This is a genomic window from Streptomyces sp. NPDC025793, from assembly GCF_055558375.1.
Genome location: NZ_JBVHMR010000030.1, coordinates 75,786 through 102,015, shown reverse-complemented (window position 1 = coordinate 102,015; position 26,230 = coordinate 75,786). Strand labels below are relative to the sequence as shown.

Sequence of the window (26,230 nt, the reverse complement as noted above, 5' to 3'; positions counted from 1 at the left end):
ACATCGCCATGACCCTGGTCGGCGACCCCCGGATCATCTTCCTGGACGAGCCGACCACCGGCCTCGACCCCCGCTCCCGGCACACCATGTGGCAGATCATCCGCGAACTGGTCTCCGGCGGCACCACCGTCTTCCTCACCACCCAGTACCTGGAGGAGGCCGACCAACTCGCCGACCGCATCGCGGTGTTGAACGGCGGCAGGCTCGTCGCCGAGGGCACCGCCGAGGAACTCAAGCGCCTCGTCCCCGGCGGACACGTACGGCTCCGCTTCTCCGACCCGGTCGTCTACGAACAGGCGGCCACCGCACTGCGCGAGACCACCCGGGACGACGCGGCCCTCTCCGTCCAGATTCCCAGCGACGGGACCCAGCGCGAGCTGCGCGCCATCCTCGACTGGCTCGACAGCGCCGGCGTCGAGGCCGACGAACTGTCCGTGCACACCCCGGACCTGGACGACGTGTTCTTCGCACTCACCGGGAACCCCCTCTCCACCCGGTCCACCGGTTCCGCTACCAAGGAGATCGTTCGATGAGCGCCGCCGGCTACGCGTTCCGCGACAACCTGACCATGCTGCGCCGCAGCCTCCTGCACGCCCGCCGCTATCCCTCGCTCACCCTGAACGTCCTGCTGACCCCGGTCATGCTCCTGCTGCTGTTCGTCTACGTCTTCGGCAACGCGATGAGCGCCGGCATCACCGGAGGTCACGCGGACCGTGCCGAGTACGTCGCCTACCTCGTCCCCGGCGTTCTCCTCATGACCGTGGGCATGATCTCGCTCGGCACCGCGGTGTCCGTGGCCACCGACATGACCGAGGGCATCATGGCCCGGTTCCGCACCATGGCGATCTCCCGCCCCTCGGTGCTGGTCGGCCATGTGATCGGCAGCGTGATCCAGACGCTGCTGGCTCTGGTGCTGATCCTGGGTATCGCACTGGCCATCGGCTTCCGGCCCCACGCGACGCCGCTGGACTGGCTCGCGGCGGCCGGGCTGATGGCCCTGGTGAGCCTCGCGCTGACCTGGATCGCGGTGGGCATCGGCCTGGTGAGCCCCAACGCCGAAGGGGCCAGCAACCTCGGTATGCCGCTGACGCTGCTGCCGCTGCTGTCCAGCGCGTTCGTGCCGGTGGGCACCATGCCGGAGGGCTTCCGCTGGTTCGCCGAGTACCAGCCGTTCTCGCCCGCCATCGAGACCCTGCGCGGGCTACTGCTGGGCACCCACGTCGGCACCAGGAACGCGGTGAGCGCCGTCGCCTGGTCCCTGGGGCTGAGCCTGCTGGGCTACCTGTGGTCCAAGGCGCGGTTCAACCGTGAGCCGCGGCAGTGAGCTCGCGCAGCGCCGCGGCCCGCAACTCCTCCCGCCCCAGGGCGGCGTACACCGACCTCGCCTCGGTGTACGCCGCCCTGGCGGCGTTCTCGGCCGCCTGCCGGGACCGCTCCGAGGACAGGGTGGGGTAGTCGCGCATCACCGGCATCCGCTCCGCCAGTGCCACCAGCCGTGCCGCAGCCGTGTCACCACGGGCCAGTCCGGCGTGACCGAGCGCCAGCAGAACGGTGCCGCACACCGTCAGTTCCACCATGTCCACGGTGCCGGGAGCATCGGACAACAGCGCGAGCAGCCGTTCCCGCAGGCGGACGAACAGGCGGGCCACAGGCTCCAGCCGGCCGTGCTGCGCGTGCGCGGCGAGCGCGGCCGCCTGTATCTGGAGGCACCACTGATCCATGAAGGGATCACCGGGATGCAGCAGGCTGTATTCGCGCAATCCCTCCACCGCCTTGCGCCACAGGCCGAGTCCGACCTCGCTCAGTCCCCGGGCCAGTGCGACCTCGGCTCTGGCCGCCTGCAGTTCGGCGGTGAAGGACTGGGGGGACTCCGGCCGGCGGTCCCGCACGGCGAGGCCCAGCCAGTACTCCGCCTCGTCGACCTCCCCGCGCTGCAGACAGGCGGACACCAGCCCGTAGCGGACGCCGATCGAGTCGGACCAGTCGCCGACCGCGCCGAGCGCGTCCGCGGCCCGCAGATGGTCGTACGCCTCCGCGCCGCGCTCGGTCTTGAGACACAGCTCACTGATCCGCCCATGGCTGAGCAGCAGCATGAACGGATTGCCGAACGGCCCCAGCGCCACGAGCATGCGGCGCGCGCACTCAAGCGCACGCTCCGTCTCGTGCTCGGACTCCCACACATAGCTGGCGACGCCCGACGCGATGCCCGCCAGCATCGGCTCGTCGGCGTCGCACAGTTCCTGCAGCCGGGAGTACCGCGGCGGGTGCAGGTCCGGAACGGCGCACAGCACGACGGCCAGTGCCCGCAGCACACTGTCCGGCGGACCGGGTGGCAGTCTGCGCAGGACGGCCAACTGCCGTACGGCGTGCGGGCCGTAGCCCATGAGGAGACCGGCCGTACACACCACCGCCGCGCTCCGGACCACCTCCACGTCCTCGGGGTGCTCCGGCCCCGGACGGAAGCGGGACAGCGGCCCGCCCGTCTCGGCGGCGAGGGTGATGAACCGGGAGTAGTTGTTGCCGATGGACCACAAGGAGGCCAGCACGGCGGTGACGGCGGCGACGGCCGATCCGTCGGAACGGGCCAGGGCGTGCCGCAGCGCCAGCACCAGGTTGTCCTGCTCCGCACGGAAGCGGTCGACGCAGGACACCGCGTCGGCTCCGTACATCCCGTCGTGGTGCGCCCGGCCGAAGTCCCGGGCCCAGGAAAGGAATCGCCCGGTCACGGCCTCGTCCTCGCCCGCCTCCGCCCGCCGGGCGGCGCTGAACTCCCGCAGCGTCTCCAGCATGTGGAAGCGCGCCCCGGAAGGGCTGTCACCCACCTTGATCAGGGACTGCCCGGCCAGCTGCTCCAGCAGATCCAGCGCGCCCCCGGGCTCCCCGAGCACATACTCCGCCGCGTCCACGGTGAAGCCCCCGGGGAAGACCGACAGCGCGCGCAGCGCCGTCCGGCCGTCGTTCTCCAGCAGGTTCCAGCTCCACTCGACCACGGCTTGCAGCGTGCGATGCCGCTCGGGCGCGTCCCGGGCGCCGCCGCGCAGCAGTGCGAAACGGTCCCGCAGCCGGCGCGAGATGTCGGCAACGGAGAGCACTTTCACCCGGGCCGCGGCGAGTTCCACGGCCAGCGGCAGCCCGTCCAGGTGACGGCAGATCTCGGCCACCTTGTCGGCGGGCAGCTCCACACCGGGCCGGGCCGCTCGCGCGCGCTGCTCGAAGAGCTCGAAGGACGTGGTCAGGGACAGCTCCGGCAGCGTGTACACGGACTCCGAGGTCAGCCCCAGCGGCGCCCGGCTGGTCGCCAGCACCCGCAACTCCTGCGAGCGTGACACCAGTGCCTGTACGAGACCGGCCGCGCCGGCGAGCACATGCTCGCAGTTGTCCAGCACCAGCAGAGCGGGGCGGGGGCCCAGCGCGGCGACGATGCCGCCCACCTCGTCCCCACCGGTGAACTGCCGGCCCTCACCGGCGCCGACCGCCGAGGCCACCTCGCCGACCACGTCCTCGTCGGCGGTGACCCCGGCCAGGGCGACGAAGTGCACCAACGGCTGCTCTGCCGCCCGGCTCACCGCGTGGGAGAGCCGCGTCTTGCCCAGCCCGCCGGGGCCCGTGACGGTGACCACCCGGGCGTCGCGCAGCAACCGGGCGACGGCGGCGACGTCGGCGTCCCGCCCCAGCAGCTGGTTCGGCTCGTGCGGCACACCGTGGCGCACGGGTGGTGCGTCCGCGTGCAGCAACTCCTGGTACACGGACCTGAGTCGGGGCCCGGGATCCGTGCCCAGCTCGTCGCGCAGCCCGCGTCGATAGGTGTCGTACCGGGTGAGTGCCGCGGCCCGGCCCGCCGTGGCCGCCTCGCAGCGCAGCAACTCGGCCAACAGCTCCTCGTCGCGGGGCAGTTCGCCGACCAGTTCGGCCAGCGGTGCCGCGGCCTCCTCCGTGCGCCCCAGCCGGGCCAGCGCGAGCGCCCGGGACCGCACCAGTGAACGAAAGGCCCGGACCCGGTCGGCACGCAGCGCCGTCACGGGGTCGTGCTCTTCCTCGCCGTCCGCGGCGCTCAGACCGCCGTCCCACAGCGCCAGGCCCGCCTCGGCCCGCGTCAGGGCGCCCTCGTGATCTCCCGCCCGCGCCCGCTCGGCGCTCGCGCCCTCGTGCGCCAGCAGCGCCGAGCTGTCGACCTGGGCCTCGTCCAGCGCGAGCCGGTACCCCGTCGGCGTGCTCACGATCAGTCCGGCACCCAGCTGTGCCCGAAGCCGCGACACCAGCACCTGCACCGCCTTGCCCGGCCGCCCCGGCATTTCGTCCGGCCACAGCCCCTCCACCAGCCGGCCCGTGCTGCACCCGGTGCGCAGATCCTCGGCGAGCAACGCCAGCAGTCCGCGCAGCCGAGGCGCCGTGATCTCCTGTCCGCGACAGGCGACTCGGGGCAGCAGGGTCAACTCGATGGTCACGCGTGAAGGTTAGCCAGCAGGGCGCCGAGACGCACCTGGCGGGGCCGGGCCGGAGCCGGTGCGGGTCCGGCGCTCATCCCACGGACGTAAGTCTGCGGAGGCATGCGTGACCGGTGATGCGTTCGCCGGGTGGATGTGTGCGCGTGTGCCGCCTGACAGCGTTCCCGCATGGACACGCACATGAATGTGAGAGCGAACATGAACACGAGCAGGGACAGGGACAGGGACAGGGACAGTCGTGGCGGTCTGACACGCCGCCGTCTGATGGGAGCGGCACTGGCGGCCGGCGCCGCTGTGCCGCTCGGCGTCGCGCGGCCCGCGTGGGCCGCCCGGACGGCTCCGGGCCCGGCGCGGCTCATCCTTCCCGTGCCCACGGGGCCGTACCCGGTGGGCACGGTGTCGCTGCACCTCGTGGACGCCACACGCCCGGATCCCGCGGCCGGCCCGGGCCGACACCGTGAGCTCATGGCCAGTGTCTGGTACCCCGCCCGGGATGTCCGGCGGTATCCGCGGGCACCCTGGATGGCCGCCGAGCCGCTGCGGGAGCTCCTGACGTCCGTGGGGTTCGCCGCGGACGCCGTGTCGGCACCGTTCACGGCCGGTCACGAGGGCGCCCCGGTGCGGCGAACGGGCGGCCGGCTGCCCGTCGTCGTGTTCTCGCACGGCGCCCACGACCACCGGTCCGACGCCACCGTCGTGGTGCAGGAGCTCGCCAGCCACGGGTACGTCGTGGTCACGGTGGACCATACGGGCGACGCGTTCAGCGAGTTCCCCGACGGCCGGGTCGTCGTCCCGCTGCGAGACCCCCAACACGCCCTGGGGCCGGGGGACTTCGCACGGGACATCCGGTTCGTCCTCGACCGTGTCGAGGACCTCGACGCGGGGCGCAGCCCCGACGCTGAGCAGCGGCCGCTGCCGGCCGGCCTGTGCGGCGCCCTCGACCTGCACCGCATCGGCATGTTCGGCTGGTCGAAGGGCGGGACGGCGACCGCCCTCGTCATGATCGAGGACCGACGCGTCCGGGCCGGGCTGAGCTTCGACGGCCCGATGGAACCGACGATCACCACGGACCTGGACCGGCCGTTCATGATGATGACGGCCGTGTTCACCCGGGCCGAGGATCCGAGTGCCGCGGAGTTCTGGTCGCATCTGCGGGGGTGGCGGCTCAATGTCCAGGCCGACGGCGCCGTCCACTCGTCGTACTGCGACAACCAGGTACTGATCCCGCAGCTGGCGAAGGTGGTCGGGATGAGCGACGAGGAGCTGCGCGGCCGGATCGGCACGCTCGATCCGGCTCGGGCGCTGCGGATCCAGCAGGCGTACCCGCTCGCCTTCTTCGACCTGCATCTGCGGCACCGCCGGGGGCACCTGCTCGACGGGCCGTCCACGGCCTTCCCGGAGGTGACGTTCATCCCCTGACATGTCGCCCTCGCCGGTGCGGGTGAGGCATTCGCTGCGGGAGCGGGTGCCGGAGCGCAGCAGGCCGAGGAGGGACGTACCGGCGCGTCAGGCCTCGACGACGACCGGGGTTCCCCGGCCGAGGCGTCGTTGGCGTCACTCGGCCGAGGACGCGCGTGCGGTGAGTGTGTCAGCGCACGTGGACGGTCCTGGCCGGCGTGCTCATGTCCGCGTGGGGGTGGCCGCCACGCGGACCGTCGACGCCGTAGAGCACGCCACGGAACTGCACGACGCCGCGGCGCGTGACCTTGATCTTCGCGTCCACCTTGGCTTCGTTGCCCCCGATCTCCGTGATCCGGCCGCACGCGACGGTGTGCCACGCGCCGCGCGTCCCCGTGCGCTCCTGCGCACAGAGCTTGGCGAAGCGCACGGCGTCGCTTGCGCCGTGCCCGGTGACATGGACGGTGTGCCCGGCCCGGGCCGTGCCGGGCGACGCGGTCAGAACGACGTCGCCCTTGGCGAACGCCGGTGTCACTGCCAGCACGGCGGCGGCCGCGCCGAGTGCGCCGACGGCGACAACCCTGGCTCCCTGACGGCGGAAGCCGGTTTTCCCGGCGGAGCCGATACCACGGTTCATCTTGCTGTCCTGCCCCTCATCTGGTCCCCATCCACGGCCGGGCCGCCGCCCATGTCCTGGGCCGGCGACTGCGCTTCGACCGCAGCCTGATACCCCGCAAGACGGAATTCCCTCGCACCGCGTTGCCTGCCGACCATGAACAGGATCAGTGTGATGCGGAGGGCCCGCCAGTCAGCGCGCGGCGTGGCGGGGTCGTGGACGACACGAATGCTCGTGTACGACACGAATGGGCTCGCCCGGCCGGCTGATCCCCGGCTGGCCTGCGCGTTCATCTCCCGGCCGGCCGCCGCGCTCGCAGCCGTGGCCGCCCGCGAGGACTGTCTGCGTGCCTCGACAGGGGCACTGGGCGTGCCCCTGTCGGCGATGCCCCAGCCGCACGCCACCGCCGCCGATCGATCACCAGCGGCGGCCGACGCCGCCGGAGCGGCTGAGAGGTGATGCCGTCCGAGGCGCGTGGTCGCTCCAACTCCTCGGTGATGCACTGGAGATGGGCACGCGCTCGCCGAAGGTGCCGACGGACGGGCCCGGCGCGATCAGGGCGGGGAACGGCATGGGCAGGCCGAGGTGGTGGGGGACCGTGGGCGTGTCGAAGTCGTGGTGCGTCCCTGTGAGTGATCTTCGGCCACGGTCGGTTCGGCGGGCTGTGAGGCGGTCATCTCCTGAGGCGATCGATCCTTCTGACAAAAGGGAGTGTGATTGCGCGTGCGTACTGTTCTCGCTGCCGTCGTCCTTGCCGCCGCAGCGGCCTTCGGAGGCGCGACCACCGCGGCGGCCCACAGCGGCTCCGCCCCGAGCACCAACGACGACGCCTCGGGCTTCCCGCTCCTGGAGACGCCGGTGAGCCTCATCTGCCACGTCGACGACGTGCTCGGCAATGCCCCCGCCTGCGACTGACAGGGGACCGGGAGACCTCGCCGGCTCGCGCACCGCCGACGTCGTGACGGGCGTCCTCGCGGTCGTGCAGACGGAGGGCCCGGCCACGGACGCCGAAGCCCCGGCTCGGGGGAGCCGGGGCCTCGGTGTCAGGTGTGCGGAGCGGGCAGTTCGTGCCGTCCGAGGGCTGTCAGGGATGCCGGCCGGGCCGGGTGGGGGTGGGCGACGTGCCGCCGTTGGTGCCGCCGGTTGTCCCGCCCGTGTTGCCACTCGTGGTGCCGCCGGTGGCGCCACCGAGCAGGCCGCCGTTGCCTGCGCCGCCGGTCAGGCCGCCGGTGCCGCCGGTCGTGGTGCCGGTGGTGTCCGTCGGGCTCGGGCTGACGCAGTTCTTCTTGTGGTGGCGGCAGGCCCCGTCGGAGGAGCCCGGTGTGGGCTTGGTCGGCTTGGCCGAGGGCTTGGTCGCGGTCGGGGAGGGGGCGGCCGTCGGGGTGCCGAACTCGTTCGCGCCCTGGCCCAGTGTGGGTGCGGGCGGGAACTGCTGGACGGGTTGTCCCTGGAGGGCGCCGGTCATGTAGCCGGTCCACACCTCGGTGGGCATGTCGGCGCCGAAGACCTTGGAGAAGCCGCCGACGCCCTTCATCGACTGGAGGCCGGAGTTCTTCGGGTCCTCCTTGAACATGCTGACCGCCGTGACCATTTGCGGGGTGTAGCCGATGAACCAGGCGGACTTGTAGTCGTCGGTCGTACCGGTCTTGCCGGCCACCGGGCGGCCCAGCGCCTGGGCGTTGGTGCCGGTTCCGCTCTTCACGACACCTTGCAGGACGTCGGTGACCGTGTCGGCGGTCGAGGAGGGCATGGCGGTGATGCCCTTGGGTGCCGCGAAGCCTGGCAGCTGGCGGCCGCCTACGACGACCTTGGTCACCGAGTACGGCTCGTGCTGGACGCCGCTGGCGTCGAAGGTGGCGTACGCGTCGGCCATGCGTATCGCCGAGGGGGTGGAGGTGCCGATGTAGAAGCCGGGGGTGTCGTACTGAAGGCTCTTGCGCAGCAGACCCGCCTTGATGGCCTCTCCCTCCACGTTGTCGTAGCCGACGTACTCGCCGAGCTGGACGTAGGGGGTGTTGACCGACTGTTCCATGGCCTTGCGCAGTGTGATGTAACCCCACTTCGTGGGCACGTCGTTGCGCTGGTGCAGGAGACCCGAGGGGTCGCCCGGGTCCGGCATCTCCTGGCCCTGCTGGTTCTTGATGGTGATGCCGTCGTCACCGTTGAACTTGGAGTCCGGGGTGATCGGTGAGGCCGGCTGCCCCGGCGAGAGGACGGCACCGTGGTCGAGAGCGGCGGCCAGGTCGAAGGGCTTGAAGGTGGAGCCGACCGGCACACCGGTGGCGTCGGCGTTGTTCGTCCAGTGGCCCTTGTTCCAGCCGTCGCCGCCGTACAGGGCCACGACCGCGCCGGTGGACGGATCGATGGACGCCGCGCCGACCTGGACGTCCTTGTCGGCCGAGCGGTGTTTCGGGTCGAGGTGCTTGTTCTCCATCGCCGCCACGGACGCCGACAGCGCGTTCACCTTCTTCTTGTTGAAGGTGGTGTAGATCTGGTAGCCGCCATTGCCCAACTGCTGGTCCGTAAGGGACGTATGGGCTTCGACGTACTTCTCGGCGGTCTGCACCAGATAGCCGGTCTGCCCGGCCATGCCCGCCGACGGGGAGTAGGCCTTGGGCGTCGGGAACCCGGCGGCCAGGTACTGCTGTTCCTGCGCGGCGGTGATCTTGTTGATCTTGGCCATGCGGTCCAGCACGTACTTCCAGCGCCCCGTGGCCTGGGCCTTGGCCTGCGGGTCGGTGTCGGCGTGCATCAGCAGGCTCGGCTCGTTGACCGTGGAGGCGATGAAGGCGCCCTGGCTGACGGTCAGTTGGGAGGCGTGCACGTGGTAGTAGGTGCGCGCCGCGGCCTCGATGCCGTAGGCGTCACGGCCGTAGTAGCAGCTGTTGAGATAGCCCTGGAGGATCTGCTGCTTGGACAGCTGGCCACCGATCTTCAGGGAGATCATGATCTCCCTCAGCTTGCGGGTGACCGACTGGTCCTGGGTCAGGTAGGTGTTCTTCACGAACTGCTGGGTGATGGTGGACCCGGACTGCACCTCGCCGCCGGAAGCCATGTGGTACACGGCGCGCAGCATGCCCTGTGTGTCGATGCCGGGGTCGGTGTAGAAGGTGGCGTTCTCGGCGGCGAGGAAGTCCCACTGCACCAGCTTCGGGACCTGGGCGAGGTCGATGTTCTGCCGGTTGGTCGACCCCTGTGTCGTCATGACAGAGCCGTCCGACCAGTAGTACGTGTTGCTCTGCGCCTGTGTGCTGGGGTTCACACTGGGAATCGTCGTCGTGGCGTAGGCGTACCCGAACAGGCCCACCACGCAGCCAAGGAACAGCAGGAACGTGCCGGACACCAGCTTCCACGACGGTAGCCACCGCCGGACGCCGTGCTTGTCCGCCCGCGGATAGTCGATGAAGCGGCGTCTGCCGGAACTCCCGGCCTGTGCACGCCGAGTACCCGCCGCGGCACGCCCTGTGTCCGTCGCACGGCCCGCTTCCGCCGGGCGACGTCGTCGTCCGCCGTCCCCCCGGGCAGCTCTGCGCGCCTCGGCCCGGCCGCCGTACGGCACGCCGTCCGAGCCGGACGGCCCGGTCCTCCCCGACGTCCGGCGCCGGTGTTCACTCATACTCGCCACTCCTCAGCCAGGCGTATGCCCCCGCTGCTACGCAGCCGGCCCGTCCCGGCGCAGAGCCTGACGGGGGCTTGACCTGGGGTGGATTGCCGTTCCCGGCATCTCCTACAAGTTGTAAGACTAAGCGGTGCCCGGTGTGTGCCGACAACCGCCCCCGGGCAAAGTCCTGCGACGAGGGGGGATGGCCGTCCGGCGACCTATCCGCGGGGCCCGCCGCGCATGCCCTCGTGTCCATGTCCGTGCCCGTCTCCGCGCCTGTCACCGTGCCCGTCTCCGCACCTGTCACCGTGCACTTCTCCGTGCCTGTCCCCGTGCCCGTCGTCGTGTTCCTCGTGGTCCGGCGCGCCGCCCATCATGCGGAGCATCGCCGGACCGCCGGTGCGCAGGAAGCGGATGAGCAGGGATGCGGCCAGCAGCAGGAAGGCGATGTTGAGCCAGGTGGTGTAGTTCCAGGTGATCCCTTCCTCGGGGATCCTGGCGTCGGCCTGATCGGGGATGAGCCCGAGGCCGCCGAAGGCGAATTCCACGACATATCCGGCCACCGCGATCGCCGTGAAGAACGTGACCAGCAGGAAGACGGCCATCCGGGCGCCGTAGTACTTCCGGTAGATGTTCAGGATCGGCAGGATCAGCAGGTCGGCGTAGATGAAGGCGATGACGCCGCCGAAGCTGATGCCGCCCTTCCACAGCACCACGGCAAGCGGCACATTGCCGATGGAACAGACGAAGGTGGCGATTGCCACCAGCGGCCCGATCAGGGGCCCGATCAGCCTGGCCGCCAGCGGGTGGTCGGCCAGGAAGAACGTGCGCCAGAAGTCGTCCGGGACCCACGCCGCGATCGCCCCGGCGATCAGCAGCCCCGCCACCAGGTCACGCAGGATCGCCGCCCATTCCATCACGAAGATGTGCGACACGGACGTCAGGCCGTCCCGGGAGAAGAGACGCCGGGCGAATCCGCCCTCACCGCCCACGGACATGTCCATCGCCGCGTGCCCCTCCATGGAGCCCGTCAGTCCGCGCTCGGCCTGCTCCCGCGCCCGGCGCAGCAACCGCTCGCGCAGCAGGACCCGGAACAGCAGGGCGAGCACGACGATCATGATCGGGCCGCCGACGAACTCCGCGGCGGTGAACTGCCACCCCATCAGCAGGGCCAGGATCACACCCAGCTCGATCACCAGGTTGGTGGAGGCGATCTCGAAAGCCATGGCCGCGGTGAAGTCGGCGCCCTTGCGGAACAGCGAGCGGGCGAGGGCGACAGCGGCGTAGGAACAGGACGAGGACGCCGCGCCGAGGCCCGCGGACAGGGTGAGCGTACGGGGCCGGTCGTCCCCGAGGAGCCGTACGACCGTCTCGCGGCGCACCACCGCCTGGACGACCGCGGAGAGGGCGAAGCCGAGGATCAAGGCCCAGGTGATCTCCCAGGTCATCGACCCGGCAAGGGAGAGCGCGTGCCCGATCGCATGCATGGTGCCTGCCCTTCTCTGTTGACCGCCGCCGTCGGGACCGGAGTCTATACCCCCTCGGGGTATTTGAGGATCGGACGTGTGCTGGTGCAGGCAGTTGGCCTCGTGGTCAGGCGAAGAGGGTGCGCTTCTGGCGCACGATGGTGTTGGCGGGCGATCGGTGGAGGGCGGTGGGGGCAGGCGGTCAGGTTCCGGAGGGGGCGGGCTTCGGGCGCGGGCCGCCGAAGCCGTGTTCCGATAGGCCGAACCAGTCTCCCTACGGATCCATGGCCCGGTACTCGGCGAAGGGCCGGTCGGTGAAGCGCTCCGCCGGTTTCGGAGTGCCCGCCGCAACCAGTGTCTCGGACGTGGCTGCCGTGTCCTCGACGTGGAAGCCGAAGTGGTTCATTCCCGCCGGGGTCTCGCCGTCGAGCTGGTGCTTGATCAGGGCGAGGGACAGATGGCCGCCGGAGAGGAAGCAACTGCCGTCCGGATCACGGTGGAAGAGTTCCATCGCGAAGACCGAGGCGTAGAACTCGGCGAGTTTCTCCGGGTCGCGGGCCACGATGGCCAGGTGGCGGAGTTTCGGCCGGCCGGTGGGTTCCTCCATGGCGGAATCCTTCGCGTCGAGGGCGTGCTCGGTTCCCAACAACACCGAGCCCCGCCCGGAGTGCGCGCACAACCCTGACGCGCTCATCGCCGTGGGGCACGTGGTCGCCATCGAGTTCGCCGCCATCGCGCGGTCAGCAACTACTGGCACTGAGCGGCCTCCCGGGCCTCGCCGCCTGTGTCCGGCGCGGGGTCAGTGGGATCGGCGGGGACGGGCGAGAGTCGGTGGGCGGGCCCGTGCGAGACGACGTGGCCGGCTGTGGGGGGTGCGAAGTGGGTGCCCAGGAGGAGGGTGTCCGTGTCGGCGAATGAGGCGAGCAGCGTGCGGCACGAGGTCTCGGACCGCCGCGGGGCGATGTCGACACAGGCGCCGACGGCGGGGTGGGCGAGCTGGACGGGGTGGTGGATGCAGTCGCCGGTGATCAGGGCCCTGCGGCGGCCGCCGGTCGGCTCCACGGCGAGGTGGCGGTCGGGTCGGTGGCCGGTGGAGTGCTCATGAACCGTCGCTTCCTTCGGTCTCGTCACGGGAGATCGTCGCGGGTCGGTGTGGCGTCCTCGTGCTGGAGCATGGGGTTCGCTTCGGGCCACCGTAGATCGTCCGCCACCGGGCACGCCGCCGTGCGAGAGCTCGCTTCGGAGGTGGACCGGGCTGCCCCGAGGGACGTCCCGCCGACGACGGTGATGTCGACGCCCCGGTAGCGCAGGGCGCCGCCCTCCTTCGGTCAACACCGGCGACCAGCACCCCGGCACCCTCTGGCTATGCTGCCGACGAAACGTTCAGCGAAGCGCTCAATCGAACAGCGGGTTGTGAGGGGGCCATCGGCATGCGCGAACCGGTCGATCTCAGGCGGCAGCGAATCCTCGCCGCGGTGCAGTCGCGCGGCGGGATCCGGGTCAGCGATCTCGCGGCGGAGCTCGCGGTGTCGGTGGTGACCGTACGGCGCGATGTGGAGGAGCTGGCTCGTGCGGGCAAGCTGCGCCGCGGCCATGGTGTGGCCCGCCCGGTGCTGCCCGAGACGGAGCGGCCGGCCGCCCCCACGCCGCGCTCGGCGAACGGCGGTCCGGTCGCGGTCGTGGTGCCCGAGCGCCATGCGTATCTGTACGAGGCGTTGCACGGGGCCCGGACCGTGTTCGAGGAGGCCGGGACCCGTATCGCGCTGCACATCGCACCGGCCGCCCCGGGGGCCGAACAGCCGCTCGTGGAGCGGGCGTTGGCCGAGGGGGCGCGAGGCCTGCTGATCGCGCCGCGCTGGCGCAGCCGCACCACGGAGGAGGCGGACTACGCCTGGTTGTCGCGCCTGGACGTGCCCGTGGTGGTGATGGAACGCAGGCCGCGGCGCGGCAGCGCACTGCACGCCGTGGACACCGTCTGCACGGACCACTGGTACGGCATCCATCTCGCCGTCGGCCACCTCACGGAACTGGGCCATCGGCGGATCGTGCTCGCCGCGCGCGACGACAGTCCGACGGCCCGCGCCATCCGTGCCGCGTTCACCGAGATCGCCGCGGACCACCCGGACGTCGACAAGTGGGCCGTGGCGCTCAGTTCGCCCGGCGCGGTGCCCGACCGGGCGGCGGCCACCACGGAGGCAGCGGTCGAACTCCCTTCAGCACTGGCCGAGTTGGGTGCGACGGCCGCCGTGCTGCACGGCGACGTGGACGCCTTGATGCTGGTGCAGTCGCTGCGCGACAACGGCGTGCGGGTTCCCGAGGACTGCTCCGTGATCGCGTACGACGACGTGGTCGCGGCGCTCGGCAGTACGCCGCTGACGGCGGTGTCCCCGCCGAAGGCGGACGTCGGTCGTGCGGCGGCGGAACTGCTGCTGCGCCGGCTCGACCCGCGGGACCCCGAGGGGGCGAGCGCGCCGGTGCGGCGGCTGGAGTTGCTGCCGTCGCTGAAGGTCCGCGGCTCGACGCAGGTGCCGCGCACGTCCGCGGCCCCCGAGTCAACTGCCGTAGCGAAGTGAGCGTTTGACCGTTCTATTTTCCTCTGATTGGTCTATTGACCGGGTTCATTCAGTCGCTCAGTATTCCCGTGACCCGAACAAGCAGGATCCGCACGAGCCGCGGGAGGCGCCCATGCCTGGTCGACAGAGCCGTCGATCCGTGCTCGCCGCGATCACCGCGCTGCCGCTGACGGGCGCACTGAGCGCGTGCAGCGGAAACGACAGCGCGTCCCTCCGATCCGGGAGCAGCAGCGAGTCCGGCAGGAAAGGCGCGACCACCATCACGTTCTGGTCCGCCCTGCGCGGCAGCCAGCAGGTGGTGGACGCGTTCAACACGACGCACGACGACATCCAGGTCGACTTCGAGCAGATCCCCTCCGGCACACAGGGCGGGTATCTGAAGCTGAGCAACGCGGCACGCGCGGGCAACGCCCCCGACGTCGCCACCATCGAGTACCCCCAGCTGCCGGGCTTCGCGATCGACGGCGTCGCCCGTGACATCACCTCGCTGGTCGGTGCCGGCCTGCGGGCGAAACTGCTGCCCCAGTCGCTGGGCCAGACGACCTTCGGGAAGCGCACGTACAGCGTGCCGCTCGACATCGAGCCCATGGTGCTGCACTACCGCAAGGATCTGTTCGACCAGCTCGGCCTCGATGTCCCCACCACCTGGGACGAGTTCGCCGACCTGGCCCGCACGGTGCGCCGCACGGGCGGTGGCCGCAGGATCGCCGTGTTCCCCACCGACGGCATGTCGCAGATGGCCGCCTGGTGCTGGCAGGCCGGGGCGCAGTGGTTCGACATCTCCCAGGGTGCCTGGAACGTGTCCATGGCGGACGCCCCGACCCGGAAGGTCGCCGCGTACTGGCAGCGGCTCATCGACGAGGACCTCGTCCACTGCAACTCCACCACCGCCCGCCTCTACGACGGGCAGATCGGCAAGGGCCAGGTCCTGACCCGGCTCAGCGGCGCCTGGGACGCGGGCGCGCAGATGAAAGGGCATCCGGAGCAGAAGGGCCAGTGGCGTGTCGCGCCGCTGCCGCAGTGGACCCCGGACCAGCCGGCGCTCGGCACGCACGGCGGCTCGACGTTCGCCGTCACGAAGGACAGCAGGCACCCCGAGGCCGCCATGGAGTTCATCGAGTGGCAGGTCGCGCACCCCGACGCCCTCAGGGCCCGGCTGTCCAGCGGCGCGAGCAGCCAGTACCCGGCCGCGACCGGACTCGTGTCCGTGGGGCGTGCCGCGTTCGACCGCGCCTACTACGGCGGTCAGGACATCTACCGGTTGTTCGAGGAGGAGGCCCACAAGATCCGCGACGGCTGGGTGTGGGGCCCGCGCATGACCGCCACCGGCTACGTCATGCAGGACGCGTTCGCCCGGGCGGGAGCCGGCTCCGGCACGATCCTGTCCGCCATGCGCGCCGCACAGGACGGCACGATGCCCGATCTCAAGGCGCTGGGCCTCGCCACCACCCAGCACTCGACGTGACCGCCCGCACTCCGAGAGGCAGGTGACCCATGACCGCGACAGCCCGCGTCACGACGGTGCGGACCGCCCCGGCACAGCCGGCGGACGGCTCCCGGCGCGCGGCACAGCGTGCGGCGAAGCGCCGTCGTCACGGCGCCGCGGGCGTCCTCATGACGCCGTTCTTCGTCCTTCTCACCCTCGTCTTCCTGCTCCCGGTCGGCACGGCGGTGTGGCTGAGCTTCTTCAGCGACGACCATCCGGGCCTCGGCTTCGGCCCGGCGCGCACCGTGTTCGTGGGCCTGCGCTCGTACTCCGTCGTGCTCGCCGACCCGACGTTCCTGTCCGGGCTCGGCACGGTCGGGCTGTACTGCCTGATCTACATCCCGCTGATGGTGACCGGCTCCCTGGCGCTCGCCCTGCTGCTCGACTCCGGCGTCGTCCGGCTGCGCGCCTGGGCCCAGTTGGGCCTGTTCCTGCCGCACGCGGTGCCCGGCATCATCGCCGCCTTGATCTGGCTGTACCTGTACACACCCGGCATCAGCCCCGTCATCGAGGCGCTCGGCAAGGCCGACGTCACGGTGGACTTCCTCGGCCTGCACACCACGCTGCCGTCGATCGTGAACATCGCCCTGTGGAGCAACGTCGGCTACAACATGGTCGTCTTCTACGCGGCCCTCCAGGCGGTGCCCCGTGAAGTGCTGGAGGCGTCCGTGGTCGACGGCGCGGGGCCGGTGCGCACCGCGCTCCAGGTCAAGGCACCGCTCGTACGCTCCTCGATCGTCATGGTCGCGATGTTCACGCTGATCTGGGCACTGCAACTGTTCACCGAGCCGATGCTGCTCCACCAGTCCTCACAGATGATCAACACTCGGTTCTCGCCCAGCATGTACATCTACGACGCCGCCTTCAGCCGCAACAACTACTCACTCGCGGCCGCCGCCTCCGTGATCCTCCTGGCCATCACCGTCGCCCTCTCCTACGGGGTCACCCGCTGGACCAACCGCGTCGACTCGGCCGAGGAGAGCGCCCGATGAGCGCCACGGACCCGACCCTGACACGCCCGCGGATGCTGGGCCGGGCGACCGTCAACGTCGTCGTCGCGGTCTCCGTCCTGTACACCGTGCTGCCGGTGGTGTGGCTGCTGCTCGCCGCGACGAAGTCCCGCGACGCCCTGTTCAGCAGCAGCATCCTGTCGTTCCGCGACTTCTCCCTCGTCCGCAACATCAAGGACCTGTTCGCCATGGACGGCGGACTGTACGGGCGCTGGTACGGCAACAGCCTGCTGTACGCCGTCCTGGGCGCGGCGCTCGGCGCGCTGATCAGCGTCGCCTGCGGGTACGCCTTCGACAAGTACCACTTCCGGCACAAGGAGAAGCTCTTCGGGCTCGTGCTGGCCGCCGTCATGGTGCCGCAGACGGTGCTCGCGCTGCCGCTGTACCTCATCGCGTCCGAGACCGGTGTCGTGAACACCTTCTGGTCGGTGTTCGTCCCGGTCCTGTTCAACCCCTTCGGCGTGTACCTGGGCCGCGTCTTCGCCCAGGGCTATGTGCCCGACGAGATCCTGGAGGCCGCGCGGGTCGACGGCGCCGGCGAGCTGACGACCTGCATACATGTGTCGCTGCGCATGCTGGGCCCCGGTCTGGTCACGGTCTTCCTGTTCCAGCTGACGGCGATCTGGAACAATTTCTTCCTGCCGATGGTGATGCTGTCCAACCAGAACCTGTATCCCGTGAGCCTGGGGCTGTACCAGTGGAACAGCCAGGCGTCCGTCTCGCCCGAGTACTACCCGGTGGTGATCATGGGCTCGCTCCTCGCCGTCCTCCCGCTCATCGTCGCGTTCGCCCTCCTCCAGCGCTTCTGGCGGTCCGGCCTGACGGCGGGGGCCGTCAAGTGACCAAGCCCCGCGCGGCGTTGGCCATGTCGCGCGAAGCGGCGGCTGCCGTCTTCACCCCGCGGTCGCTGGCCGCGCTCGGGGACGTGTGCGACCTGGCGCCGCTGCCGGTCCTCGACGACCTGACGACCGTACGGGCGAAGGACGTCCTCGGCGATGTCGAGCTGCTCGTCACCGGCTGGGGATGCCCGGGCCTCGACGCGGACGTCCTCGCGGCGGCGCCCCGGCTCACGTGCGTGGTGCACGCGGCCGGTTCGGTGCGCGGCCACATCACCGACGCCTGCTGGGAACGGGGCATCGAGGTGTCCTCGGCGGCCGCGGCCAACGCGCTGCCCGTCGCGGAGTACACGCTCGCCATGATCCTGCTGCACGGAAAACACGTACTGGAGCGCGCCCGCGACTTCCGGCGGACCCGTGAGCGGGCCGACTGGCTGAGCACCTCGCACGAGATCGGCAACTACCGTCGCACGGTGGGCATCCTCTCCGCCTCCCTCATCGGCCGGCGCGTCATCGAACTGCTGCGCCCCTTCGACCACGAGGTGCTGCTGCACGACCCGTACGTCACCGGGGCCGAGGCCGCCGAGCTGGGCGTCCGGTGGGTGCCCCTGCCCGAACTCTTCGCCCGCAGCGACCTGTTGAGCGTCCACACCCCGCTGCTGCCCGCCACCCGCGGACTCGTCAGCCGCGAACTGCTGGACGCGATGCGGCCGGGAGCCGTGCTGATCAACACCTCGCGCGGTGCCGTCGTCGACCAGGACGCGCTCACCGACGTGGTGCGCGCGGGCCGCGTCCGGGCGGTGCTCGATGTGACGGACCCCGAGGTCCTGCCCGCCGACCACCCCCTGTGGGACTGCCCGAACGCGCTGATCACGCCCCACCTCGCCGGCTCCCAGGGCAACGAATGGGAGCGGCTCGCCGACACGGCCGTCGGCGAGGTGGCCAGGTGGGCCGCGGGCGACGGCCTCGCCCACCCCGTACGACGCGAAAGGCTGGCCTTCCTCGCATGAGCATCCCGTTCGAACTCCCGCCGGGCGAGCGGGAATCGAGCCCGTACACCGGCTACACCCGCGCCCACTGGGAGACCGTCGCCGACGGGCTGCTCGGCGCCGCCTGGCGCTGGGCGACCCCCGGCGGCGCCCTGCTCGACCTGCCGGGCCGCCCCTCCAGGTCCGGCGTCCGCTCGGACGGCCTGGAGGGCTATGCGCGTACGTTCCTGGCGGCCGGCTTCCGGGTCGCGGGCGCCGGCGGCAAGGACCCGCACGGCTGGCTGGAGCGGTACGCGACCGGCCTCGCTTCCGGCACCCGCACACCCGGCCGGAACGACACCGAGTCATGGCCGCTGATCCTCGACCACCATATGCAGGGCCAGCCGATGGTCGAGTCGGCGTCGGTGGCGCTCGGCCTGTCACTGACCAGGCCGTGGCTGTGGGACCGGCTCGACGGCGATGTACAGGACCGGGCCGAGACGTGGCTGCGCGGCGCCGTCACGCACACCCCCGCGCCGAACAACTGGTACCTCTTCCCGTTCATGGTGGCGTCGTTCCTGGAGTCGGCAGGCCGCGGCGACGCCGCGACGGCGGGGGTCAGGGAGCGCGCGCTCGACCTGATGGAGACGTGGTACCGGGGCGACGGCTGGTACGCGGACGGCGACGGCCGGGCCTTCGACCACTACAACGGGTGGGCGCTGCACCTGTATCCGCTGCTCCACGCCCATCTGACGGGCGACACGGCGCTGTCGCAGCGGTTCGGGCCGCGGCTGCGCGAGCACCTGGAGGGCTTCTCGCTCCTCTTCGGCGCCGACGGGGCGCCGATCCACTTCGGGCGTTCGCTGACCTACCGGTTCGCGGCGTCGGCGGCGGTCGGCATGGGTGCCGTCACGGGCCACACCCCGCTGCCCCCGGGCACCTCCCGCCGCCTGATCAGCGGAAACCTGCGCTACTTCCTCGACCGGGGCGCGGTCACCGACGAAGGGCTCCTCAGCCTCGGCTGGCACGGCCCGCACACCGCCACGCTGCAAACCTACTCCGGACCCGCGTCGCCCTACTGGGCGTCGAAGGCCTTCGTCGCCCTGCTCGCGGCTGAAGACGACCCGCTGTGGACGGCGACCGAGGAGCCGGCCCCGAGCGACGGCCCCGACCGGGTGCTCGCGCTGCCCGCCCCAGGACTGCTCGTCCAGTCCACCAGGGCCGACGGCATCGTGCGCCTGCACAACCACGGCAGCGACCATGTCCGGCCGCACGAGGGTGAATCCGCCGCGCAGGACGATCCGCTGTACGGCCGCCAGGCGTACTCCACGCACACCGGCCCCACATCGCGGACCAACGTCGCCGACAACCATCTGTCCGTGGAGGTCGGCGGCGTGGCAAGCGTGCGTCGGCGCATCCATCCACTGGGCGCGGGACAGGGCGACGGATGGGGCTGGGCCGCGTCCTGGCACCGGCCGGTGTTCCTGTCCGGCCCGCCGATGGTGCCGGGCCTGCGCGTCGAGAGCGTGACCGTGGCACGCGGCCGCCACGAACTGCGGATCCACCGGGTGACCGGGGCGCCCCACGGCGCACGCGTCACCCTCACCGGATGGGCCACGCGGGCGCTCCGCTCCGAGCTGACGGGGGTGTACGGCTGGGAGGGGGCGGACCAGGTGCGCGCGCCCGAGGGCACGGCCTACGAGCCGTGGGTGCGGATGCCCAGGCTCTCGGCCGAGGTCCAGGGAACGGCGGTGCTCGTCGCACTGGCCGCCCTGGGAGCCGACGCCGGTGATGATGCCGAGGCCCCGCCGCTCGCCGCCGCCGTGGCCGAAGTGACGTGGCTGGACGGCGAGTTGCGTGTGCGCTGGGCAGACGGCCCGCAGGCCGTCGTGACCTTCGACCCGCTCCGGGTGCGGACGGTATAGGTTCCGCGCACGTCGTGCTTCGCCCACAGAGGACGAAGGCGGCCACTGGCGGCGGTGCCGCCGCCGCTGGTGCCCGTGTTCTGGATGCCGAGGGGCGGGCAGCTCTTCTGGTCGGCGTTCTTGTACGGGCCGAACCGGCCGCTCGTCCGCGCACCCACTTGGCCGGCGCCCGGGAAGCCGGACGCGCCATCGCAGATGGTGAGGGAGACGAGCGCGCCGGCGGCGAGCGCGGCGAGGAGAGGGCGGCAGGTGGGTGTCACGGGGCTGACCTCGATGTTCGTAGGGTCAGGGAGTCAGGAGGTGGGCAGCCAGACGCGCATGCTGCCGTCGACCCAGGCGTAGGAGGGCACGGCCGTCAGTTCGAGCGGGTCGCCCTCGGCCGGGCGCTGAGTGGTCCCGGCGGTCTCGGTGGTCTCGGCGGGGGAGGAGCCCGGAGAGAGGTACGGGGTGTACGGCCACCAGCCGGGGTTCGGGACACGGCGCCGGCGGCCCGCGGCCGTGATCGTCGTGACGCCTCCGAGCAGGTCGGGGCGCTGCTTCACGGCGAAGGGGCGGGTGGGGTCGAGGACGATGTCGTCCAGGCCGCCCCGGGGTGGTCGGCCTGCTCCAGACAGTAGACGAGGGGCCGCGCTCGATGGCCACGCAGCCGCGTGCGGCGTTCACGCGCGGGTCGGCAGCGGTGAGACGGGGATCGGGGCGAGTTCCAGGACCACCTGGTCGCCGGGAGCCCAGACGCGGTGCAGGCGCAGTCAGCCGTCGGCGACCGGGGCGTCCGTCCGGTCGTAGGATTCGGTGCCGCAGCGCACATGGAACTCGCGGCATCAGTGGGGGATGCGCAGGGACAGCGCCCGGGGGCGGTCGTCCGGGGTTTCCCCGACGGTGAGCCCGATGGCGCCGTTCCAGGGGTACTCGGTGGCGCAGTTGACGGTGATGCTGTCGCCGGTGTGGGTACCGGTCTCGGTCCTGCTGTGCGACACACGAGGCGACTCGATCCGCGAAGAGCACCGCCTGCGCAACCTCATGGACCGCCGCGTCGACGGCATCTTTGCCACCGGCCGGCGCACCGACCCGCGCCCGCCGCTGACGGGTATCACGGGCCTGGAGACGGTCCCCGTGGTCTACGCGCTCTCACCGTTCACGGATCCCGGCGACATGTCCGTGGTCACGGACGACATGGGCGGCGCCGAGCTCGCCGCGGAGCACCTGCTGGCCACCGGCCGCACCCGCATCGCCCACATCACCGGTCCCGAGCACCACGCGGCCGCCCGCGACCGGGCCCGCCACACCGTGGCGCACCTCGAACAGGCGGGCCTGGCACTGCCCACCGACCGTGTCCACTTCGGCGAGTGGAGCGAGGCATGGGGCCGCCGCGCCGCCGACGCCGTGCCGCGTACGGCGCCCGACACGGACGCCTTCTTCTGCGGCAACGACCAGATCGCCCGCACAGTCACCGACGCGCTGCGCGAACACGGCATCGGCGTCCCCGGGGACATCGCGGTCGTCGGCTACGACAACTGGGACACCATGGCCCCGGCCGCCCCCCCCGCTCACCACGATCGACATGAACCTCCTGGAGATCGGACGCATCGCGGCCCTGCGGCTGCTTGAGGCGATCGACGCCGGAGAGACGGCACCCGGGGTGCGAACGGTGCCGTGGCGGCCGGTGGTGCGGGGGTCGACGTGACGACGCTTGCCCTGAGATTCACGGGCTTATGTCCCATTTAAACCCATACATAACTAAAGCTGGATACGTCATTGTTTAGCCCGCTAAGGCGCTTCGCTCGATACAGGTGACCCAATTCACCTACGACGCGTCTTAGTGCTATAAACGGCGCGTAAATCCCCCAATTCCCGCGCCCGCGCGCCGCGCGAAGCCGACCGGACAACGACGTTGCTTAGTGAAGTGGGGAATTGTCGATTTATTCCCGGCGGGCTAACAATGTGCGCGCCGCAGTGCACCACTAGACGAAATGTGGTGCAGCTTGCCGAGGGAACCGGCAACTGCGGGTCATGCAAATTCTGGAAGAGGACCGCTCCATGCCCCTTCATGCCCGCAAGCGCCCCACCCGGGCGCGCCGCCGTATCGCCGTCACCGTCGGCACCCTCGCCATGGTCTCCGTCGCCGCCCTGGGTACGGCCCAGGCCGCCCCCGCCGCCTCTGCCGCGACGACCTACACCGTCCGGCCCGGCGACCACCTGGCCTCCATAGCCCGCGCCCAGCACGTGCGCGGCGGCTGGCTCGCCATCGCGACGGCCAACCACCTCGCGAGCCCCTACGCCCTCCAGCCGGGACAGGTCCTCACCCTGCCCGCCGGGTCGACCCCCGCCGCTCAGCCGGCAACCACCACGAAGGCCGCGTCCCCGTCCCCCGCGACCGCGTCCGGCGGCCAGACGTACACCAACAACCTGGACGGCTGGATCAAGCACTCGCTGGCGATCATGGCCCAGAACGGCATCCCCGGTAGCTACAACGGGATCTACCGCAACGTGATGCGGGAATCCTCCGGCAACCCCAACGCCATCAACCTCTGGGACTCCAACGCAGCCGCCGGTACGCCCTCCATCGGCCTGCTCCAGGTGATTCAGCCCACCTTCACCGCTTACCACGTGTCGGGCACCTCGACGAATATCTACGACCCTGTCGCCAACATCACCGCCGCGTGCAACTACGCTTTCCACCGCTACGGCTCCATCGACAACGTCAACGGTCCCTACTGACAGGGAATTACCCCTCCAGAGAACTCCCGAAGCTCGCGGTCACGGCGGCACTTGACCGCCGTGACCGCGAGTTGCACCGTCGAAGCACCGACCAGTCCCCGTACGAACCCGCCCCTGAACGATTGGCGCGGCGAGGGCGGAGTTCCGTAGTACTGGGACGGGGTGAGAGCGGGCGGGTTCCGCTCTCCGACGGGGGACGACGTCTCGACATCGGGTTCTTCGGCCCGTCGCCTTCCCCCGTGGCGACGGGCCGGACCTTCGCGCAGTCCCCGGTCCTTACGGGGGTTCATGCGCCGCGCCGCCGGGGCCGGCCGCGGTGAGGCGTTGGAGCGGGGGTGCTGGGCGTAGTTGATCTGTCCGTGCACTTCACTCCGGCTTCTTCGGGGTGACCGAGGGCACGTCACGTGGCTTCTCCCTGCCTTGGAGTTCCGCTCGGCTGGGGGTGGTCAGCGGTGATCTGGTGGCCGTCGCGACGGGCGGCGTGCACGGCGACGTGGACGTTGTCGATGAGGCGGTCGGTGCGGGCCTTCCAGCCGGTGATCTCCGGAGCTCTGGGATGGGAGGATTGGGGATGGTGGGTCAGGGAATCAGGACGACCTTGCCGGTGACGGTTCCGGACTCTGCCAGGCGCAGGGCCTCGGCAGCCCTGGCGAGCGGCAGTCGGGCGGCGATGGGGGCGGTGATGTCGCCGCGGCCCAGAGCGGAGAAGACCTCGCTGAGGTCGGCGTGCAGCCGGGCGCGGAAGCGATCCTTGTGGAGCTTCTGGCCGGCCCAGATGTTGTAGAAGTGGGCGCGGCGGCCGTTGGGCAGGGTGTTCCAGAACCAGGTACGGGCGAGGATCTTCAGGACGGGCCACTGCTTGGAGCCGCTGTCGTCGCGGGTGGAGGCGCTGCCGTAGGAGACCAGGGTGCCGCCGGGGGCGAGCAGGTGCCAGGAGTCGATGACGCTGCGCCCGCCCACATGATCGAAGACGGCGTCCACTCCGCCGGGGGCCAGCTCACGAACCCGGGCCGGCACGTTCGCCGTGCGGTAGTCGACCGGGGTGACGCCGAGGTCCCGCAGCGCGTCGTGGTGCCGGGCGGAGGCGGTGCCGATCACCTGCACACCGGCTGCGCGGGCGAGTTGGACCATGATCAGGCCCACGCCGCCGCCGGCCCCGTGCACCAGGACGGTCTGCCCGGCGCGCACGCGGGCCGTGCCGTGCAGCATCTGCCAGGCGGTGATGCCGTTGACCACGACGGTCTCGGCCTCGGTCGCGGTCAGACCGTCGGGGACCTCGACCGCGTCCTGTGCCTCGACGACCACGTGGCTGGCCCAGCCGCCGACCTTGACCAGCGCCGCCACGCGACGTCCGGCCAGGGCCGGATCGACTCCCTGACCGGTCGACAGCACCCGGCCCACCAGGTCGTAGCCGGGCACGAACGGGAACGGGGGCTGGTCGTAGTACCGCCCGCGGCGCATCTGCTGCTCGGCGAAGGAGACCCCGGTCGCCTCCATGGCGATCACGATCTGTCCCGGGCCGGGCTCCGGGACAGCCGCGCTGCGGACTTGCAGTCCTTCCGGGTCCACGATGCCCGGCAGAACGACTTCGACGAAGGGGTGGTTGCTCACGACCACCCTCCCTTCTCTAGCGACTATCGCGTTCGTTAGAGGTTCTAACACGACTGATGGTGATGGTCAATCGCAACCGTGATACCTTCTAACCATCGCTCATCGCTCATCGCTCATCGCTCATCGCTCATCGCTCATCGCTCATCGCTCATCGCCTGACCGCGCGTCGGCGTCAGGGCCGGAGCAGGCGTCAGCAGAGGCTTCGCCCGCTCACCTGTGGTCACGGAGGAAGGCCGGGATGTCGGATCGGGTCGGGTAGTCGGGCAGCGGTGCGGGTTTGTCCTGGAGGAAGGCGGTGATGACGGCTGCTGCTCGTTCGTCGTTGTCACCCAGGCCGTTCCACATGTGGTGGCCGACGCCGGGCATGTACTGGGTGCGCCGCACGGCGGGGTCGTCGGCGAGGACGGTGGTCTCCCATTGGCGCACCTGGGAGGAGCACTCGGCGATCATCAGCATCGCGGGCGTCCGGGAGGGCCTCAGCCGCCGGGCGATGGAGGGGGAGTCCTTGACCGTCTGCTGGACGCGGAGGCTGGCCGCGGCGCTGAAGGAGAAGTTCCGCGGGGTGTCCTCGACCGGGATGCGGTGCGCGTCGCGCGCGCAGTAGCCGGACGCGGTGTCGCTGCCGAGGTCGGCTGCGGTGAGGGCGTTGTCGCCCTCGGCCTGTCCCACCAGCCCGTTGTCCGGGCTGAGCAGTCCGAGCCGCATGAGGCCGAACGCGACGGCGTAGCGCGGGACGTGCGTCGAGCGCGGTCCGGCCATGGGCGGTGCGATGCCGCGTGCCGACGGCCGGCCCTTCTGCCCCGCGATCCGCGTGGTGGGACCGTCCATCGGGCCGGGTTCGGCGATGATCGCCCGGTGCAGGCGGGCGGCGACGGCCGGGTCGGCCAGCGCGCGGGTGAGCACGACCGCACCTGAGGAGAATCCCAGCACATCGCTGCCGCCCCTGCCCTTGTCCCTGCCCTTCTCCCTGCCCCTGTCCAGCCGGTCGAGGAAGGCCCCGAGATCGCGGACGGACCGGTCGATCGAGTACTGGCCCATGGGCAGCGGTTCGCTCCGCCCGCCACCGGCCTGCTCGTAGGCGTACACGTCGTAGCCCTGCCCCGCCAGGCGCTGGAGGAAGTGGTGGTCGAGCACCGAGATGCCGCGCACCGGACCGCCGTTGAGGTAGACGAGCGGGACGCGGTGCCGGGGCCCGTGGCCGGTGGGCGGGTAGTGGTAGACGGCGACCCGGCTGCCCGTGGAAAGGCTCCAGTGCTCGGTGGTCACGAACGGCAGGGCGGGCGGGTGGCGGCGCGTCGTGGGGACGGTCGGGACGCACACCGACAGCGTCAGGGCGGCCGCGACGAGCACCGGCAGGAACGACACCAACCGCCCACGCCAGGTCCGGCGGCGGCCTCGCCACAACGCCGCGACGATGGCGATCCCGAGGGTCGCGGACCATGCGGCGTACCCCGATCCCGCGCCGTCGGTGGCGACGATCAGCGCCAGGAAGACGGCGACCGGCACGAGGACCGCGGCGGCAGCCGCCAGCAGGCGGCCGATGAGGCGGACGGTACGTATGACGGACGACGGCACGG

The 26,230-nt window shown here is 71.2% G+C and carries 22 protein-coding genes and 1 pseudogene; 14 read left to right on the top strand and 9 right to left on the bottom strand.

Features of this window, described 5'->3' with window-relative positions; genetic code table 11:
* Both ACZ4MF_RS36785 and ACZ4MF_RS36780 read left to right on the top strand, forming a co-directional pair.
* Positions 1 to 533 (top strand): DrrA family ABC transporter ATP-binding protein (locus ACZ4MF_RS36785; RefSeq protein WP_467497054.1); only part of this gene is annotated, 533 nt, incomplete at its 5' end.
* A complete protein-coding gene (locus tag ACZ4MF_RS36780) occupies positions 530 to 1,324 on the top strand; it encodes an ABC transporter permease (RefSeq protein WP_467497052.1) in 795 nt (264 codons plus the stop codon). The genes ACZ4MF_RS36785 and ACZ4MF_RS36780, both read left to right, overlap by 4 nt.
* Here the strand turns inward: ACZ4MF_RS36780 and ACZ4MF_RS36775 are convergent.
* The gene (locus ACZ4MF_RS36775) at positions 1,302 to 4,445 is read right to left on the bottom strand and encodes an ATP-binding protein (protein ID WP_467497050.1); all 3,144 of its coding nucleotides are present in this window, start codon (positions 4,443 to 4,445) and stop codon (positions 1,302 to 1,304) included. The genes ACZ4MF_RS36780 and ACZ4MF_RS36775 overlap by 23 nt on opposite strands.
* Positions 4,446 to 4,910: 465 nt before the next feature.
* On the opposite strand from ACZ4MF_RS36775, the gene ACZ4MF_RS36770 reads away from it, so the two are divergent.
* A complete protein-coding gene (locus ACZ4MF_RS36770; RefSeq protein ID WP_467497048.1) occupies positions 4,911 to 5,864 on the top strand; it encodes an alpha/beta hydrolase family protein in 954 nt (317 codons plus the stop codon).
* Positions 5,865 to 6,033: 169 nt separating this feature from the next.
* On the opposite strand, the gene ACZ4MF_RS36765 is transcribed toward ACZ4MF_RS36770, so the two are convergent.
* Complete coding sequence (locus ACZ4MF_RS36765) at positions 6,034 to 6,480, bottom strand: hypothetical protein (RefSeq protein ID WP_467497047.1); 447 nt, start codon at positions 6,478 to 6,480, stop codon at positions 6,034 to 6,036.
* Positions 6,481 to 6,693: 213 nt separating this feature from the next.
* Here ACZ4MF_RS36765 and ACZ4MF_RS36760 point away from each other — a divergent pair, with 213 nt between their 5' ends.
* A complete protein-coding gene (locus tag ACZ4MF_RS36760) occupies positions 6,694 to 6,918 on the top strand; it encodes a hypothetical protein (protein WP_467497045.1) in 225 nt (74 codons plus the stop codon).
* A gap of 264 nt (positions 6,919 to 7,182) precedes the next feature.
* Positions 7,183 to 7,374 (top strand): hypothetical protein, encoded by a 192-nt coding sequence (locus tag ACZ4MF_RS36755; protein WP_467497043.1) that lies wholly within the window; start codon positions 7,183 to 7,185, stop codon positions 7,372 to 7,374.
* 169 nt (positions 7,375 to 7,543) lie between these two features.
* Here the strand turns inward: ACZ4MF_RS36755 and ACZ4MF_RS36750 are convergent, their stop codons facing one another.
* From ACZ4MF_RS36750 to ACZ4MF_RS36735, 4 genes and pseudogenes are all read right to left on the bottom strand, one after another.
* The gene (locus tag ACZ4MF_RS36750; RefSeq protein ID WP_467497041.1) at positions 7,544 to 9,802 is read right to left on the bottom strand and encodes a transglycosylase domain-containing protein; all 2,259 of its coding nucleotides are present in this window, start codon (positions 9,800 to 9,802) and stop codon (positions 7,544 to 7,546) included.
* Positions 9,803 to 10,278: 476 nt separating this feature from the next.
* Positions 10,279 to 11,547: a permease gene (locus tag ACZ4MF_RS36745; protein ID WP_467497039.1), complete on the bottom strand. Its 1,269-nt coding sequence runs from the start codon at positions 11,545 to 11,547 to the stop codon at positions 10,279 to 10,281.
* A gap of 253 nt (positions 11,548 to 11,800) precedes the next feature.
* Positions 11,801 to 12,133, bottom strand: coding sequence for a VOC family protein (locus ACZ4MF_RS36740; RefSeq protein WP_467497037.1), 333 nt, complete (start codon positions 12,131 to 12,133; stop codon positions 11,801 to 11,803).
* Positions 12,134 to 12,273: 140 nt separating this feature from the next.
* Positions 12,274 to 12,615, bottom strand: a pseudogene (locus ACZ4MF_RS36735) (hypothetical protein); the annotation flags it as partial.
* Between the two features lie 341 nt (positions 12,616 to 12,956).
* Here ACZ4MF_RS36735 and ACZ4MF_RS36730 point away from each other — a divergent pair.
* The 6 genes from ACZ4MF_RS36730 (at position 12,957) to ACZ4MF_RS36705 (ending at position 20,324) form a co-directional block, all read left to right on the top strand.
* The gene (locus ACZ4MF_RS36730; RefSeq protein ID WP_467497035.1) at positions 12,957 to 14,099 is read left to right on the top strand and encodes a substrate-binding domain-containing protein; all 1,143 of its coding nucleotides are present in this window, start codon (positions 12,957 to 12,959) and stop codon (positions 14,097 to 14,099) included.
* 112 nt (positions 14,100 to 14,211) lie between these two features.
* Positions 14,212 to 15,564: an ABC transporter substrate-binding protein gene (locus tag ACZ4MF_RS36725; protein ID WP_467497033.1), complete on the top strand. Its 1,353-nt coding sequence runs from the start codon at positions 14,212 to 14,214 to the stop codon at positions 15,562 to 15,564.
* Between the two features lie 29 nt (positions 15,565 to 15,593).
* Positions 15,594 to 16,577 (top strand): carbohydrate ABC transporter permease, encoded by a 984-nt coding sequence (locus ACZ4MF_RS36720; protein WP_467497031.1) that lies wholly within the window; start codon positions 15,594 to 15,596, stop codon positions 16,575 to 16,577.
* Entirely contained in the window at positions 16,574 to 17,437 is an 864-nt protein-coding gene (locus ACZ4MF_RS36715) for a carbohydrate ABC transporter permease (protein WP_467497029.1), read from the top strand. Before ACZ4MF_RS36720 ends, ACZ4MF_RS36715 begins: the two co-directional genes overlap by 4 nt.
* A gap of 23 nt (positions 17,438 to 17,460) precedes the next feature.
* Positions 17,461 to 18,441 (top strand): hydroxyacid dehydrogenase, encoded by a 981-nt coding sequence (locus ACZ4MF_RS36710; protein ID WP_467497059.1) that lies wholly within the window; start codon positions 17,461 to 17,463, stop codon positions 18,439 to 18,441.
* Complete coding sequence (locus ACZ4MF_RS36705; protein ID WP_467497027.1) at positions 18,438 to 20,324, top strand: DUF2264 domain-containing protein; 1,887 nt, start codon at positions 18,438 to 18,440, stop codon at positions 20,322 to 20,324. The genes ACZ4MF_RS36710 and ACZ4MF_RS36705 overlap by 4 nt, the downstream gene beginning before the upstream one ends.
* Positions 20,325 to 20,617: 293 nt before the next feature.
* On the opposite strand, the gene ACZ4MF_RS36700 is transcribed toward ACZ4MF_RS36705, so the two are convergent.
* On the bottom strand, positions 20,618 to 20,866 hold the full coding sequence (locus ACZ4MF_RS36700) for a hypothetical protein (protein WP_467497025.1): 249 nt from the start codon (positions 20,864 to 20,866) through the stop codon (positions 20,618 to 20,620).
* Positions 20,867 to 21,212: 346 nt separating this feature from the next.
* Here ACZ4MF_RS36700 and ACZ4MF_RS36695 point away from each other — a divergent pair, with 346 nt between their 5' ends.
* From ACZ4MF_RS36695 to ACZ4MF_RS36685, 3 genes are all read left to right on the top strand, one after another.
* Positions 21,213 to 21,932, top strand: coding sequence for a substrate-binding domain-containing protein (locus tag ACZ4MF_RS36695; protein WP_467497023.1), 720 nt, complete (start codon positions 21,213 to 21,215; stop codon positions 21,930 to 21,932).
* Positions 21,886 to 22,008 (top strand): hypothetical protein, encoded by a 123-nt coding sequence (locus tag ACZ4MF_RS36690; protein WP_467497021.1) that lies wholly within the window; start codon positions 21,886 to 21,888, stop codon positions 22,006 to 22,008. The genes ACZ4MF_RS36695 and ACZ4MF_RS36690 overlap by 47 nt, the downstream gene beginning before the upstream one ends.
* 353 nt (positions 22,009 to 22,361) lie before the next feature.
* Positions 22,362 to 23,042, top strand: coding sequence for a transglycosylase SLT domain-containing protein (locus ACZ4MF_RS36685; RefSeq protein ID WP_467497020.1), 681 nt, complete (start codon positions 22,362 to 22,364; stop codon positions 23,040 to 23,042).
* A gap of 579 nt (positions 23,043 to 23,621) precedes the next feature.
* On the opposite strand, the gene ACZ4MF_RS36680 is transcribed toward ACZ4MF_RS36685, so the two are convergent.
* Together ACZ4MF_RS36680 and ACZ4MF_RS36675 are read right to left on the bottom strand one after the other, a co-directional pair.
* Positions 23,622 to 24,653, bottom strand: a complete 1,032-nt coding sequence (locus ACZ4MF_RS36680; RefSeq protein ID WP_467497019.1) for a medium chain dehydrogenase/reductase family protein — start codon at positions 24,651 to 24,653, stop codon at positions 23,622 to 23,624.
* A gap of 210 nt (positions 24,654 to 24,863) precedes the next feature.
* Entirely contained in the window at positions 24,864 to 26,228 is a 1,365-nt protein-coding gene (locus ACZ4MF_RS36675; RefSeq protein WP_467497018.1) for a serine aminopeptidase domain-containing protein, read from the bottom strand.
* Between the last annotated feature and the right edge of the window lie 2 nt (positions 26,229 to 26,230).

Bases quoted from the DNA above. Each gene is read 5' to 3' on its own strand.
- ACZ4MF_RS36730 (WP_467497035.1), top strand. From the start codon at position 12,957: ATGCGCGAACCGGTCGATCTCAGGCGGCAGCGAATCCTCGCCGCGGTG.
- ACZ4MF_RS36690 (WP_467497021.1), top strand. From the start codon at position 21,886: ATGAACCTCCTGGAGATCGGACGCATCGCGGCCCTGCGGCTGCTTGAG.
- ACZ4MF_RS36685 (WP_467497020.1), top strand. From the start codon at position 22,362: ATGCCCCTTCATGCCCGCAAGCGCCCCACCCGGGCGCGCCGCCGTATC.
- ACZ4MF_RS36695 (WP_467497023.1), top strand. From the start codon at position 21,213: ATGGCGCCGTTCCAGGGGTACTCGGTGGCGCAGTTGACGGTGATGCTG.
- ACZ4MF_RS36765 (WP_467497047.1), bottom strand. From the start codon at position 6,480: ATGAACCGTGGTATCGGCTCCGCCGGGAAAACCGGCTTCCGCCGTCAG.
- ACZ4MF_RS36715 (WP_467497029.1), top strand. From the start codon at position 16,574: ATGAGCGCCACGGACCCGACCCTGACACGCCCGCGGATGCTGGGCCGG.
- ACZ4MF_RS36705 (WP_467497027.1), top strand. From the start codon at position 18,438: ATGAGCATCCCGTTCGAACTCCCGCCGGGCGAGCGGGAATCGAGCCCG.
- ACZ4MF_RS36725 (WP_467497033.1), top strand. From the start codon at position 14,212: ATGCCTGGTCGACAGAGCCGTCGATCCGTGCTCGCCGCGATCACCGCG.
- ACZ4MF_RS36745 (WP_467497039.1), bottom strand. From the start codon at position 11,547: ATGCATGCGATCGGGCACGCGCTCTCCCTTGCCGGGTCGATGACCTGG.
- ACZ4MF_RS36740 (WP_467497037.1), bottom strand. From the start codon at position 12,133: ATGGAGGAACCCACCGGCCGGCCGAAACTCCGCCACCTGGCCATCGTG.
- ACZ4MF_RS36780 (WP_467497052.1), top strand. From the start codon at position 530: ATGAGCGCCGCCGGCTACGCGTTCCGCGACAACCTGACCATGCTGCGC.
- ACZ4MF_RS36770 (WP_467497048.1), top strand. From the start codon at position 4,911: ATGGCCAGTGTCTGGTACCCCGCCCGGGATGTCCGGCGGTATCCGCGG.
- ACZ4MF_RS36710 (WP_467497059.1), top strand. From the start codon at position 17,461: ATGTCGCGCGAAGCGGCGGCTGCCGTCTTCACCCCGCGGTCGCTGGCC.
- ACZ4MF_RS36720 (WP_467497031.1), top strand. From the start codon at position 15,594: ATGACCGCGACAGCCCGCGTCACGACGGTGCGGACCGCCCCGGCACAG.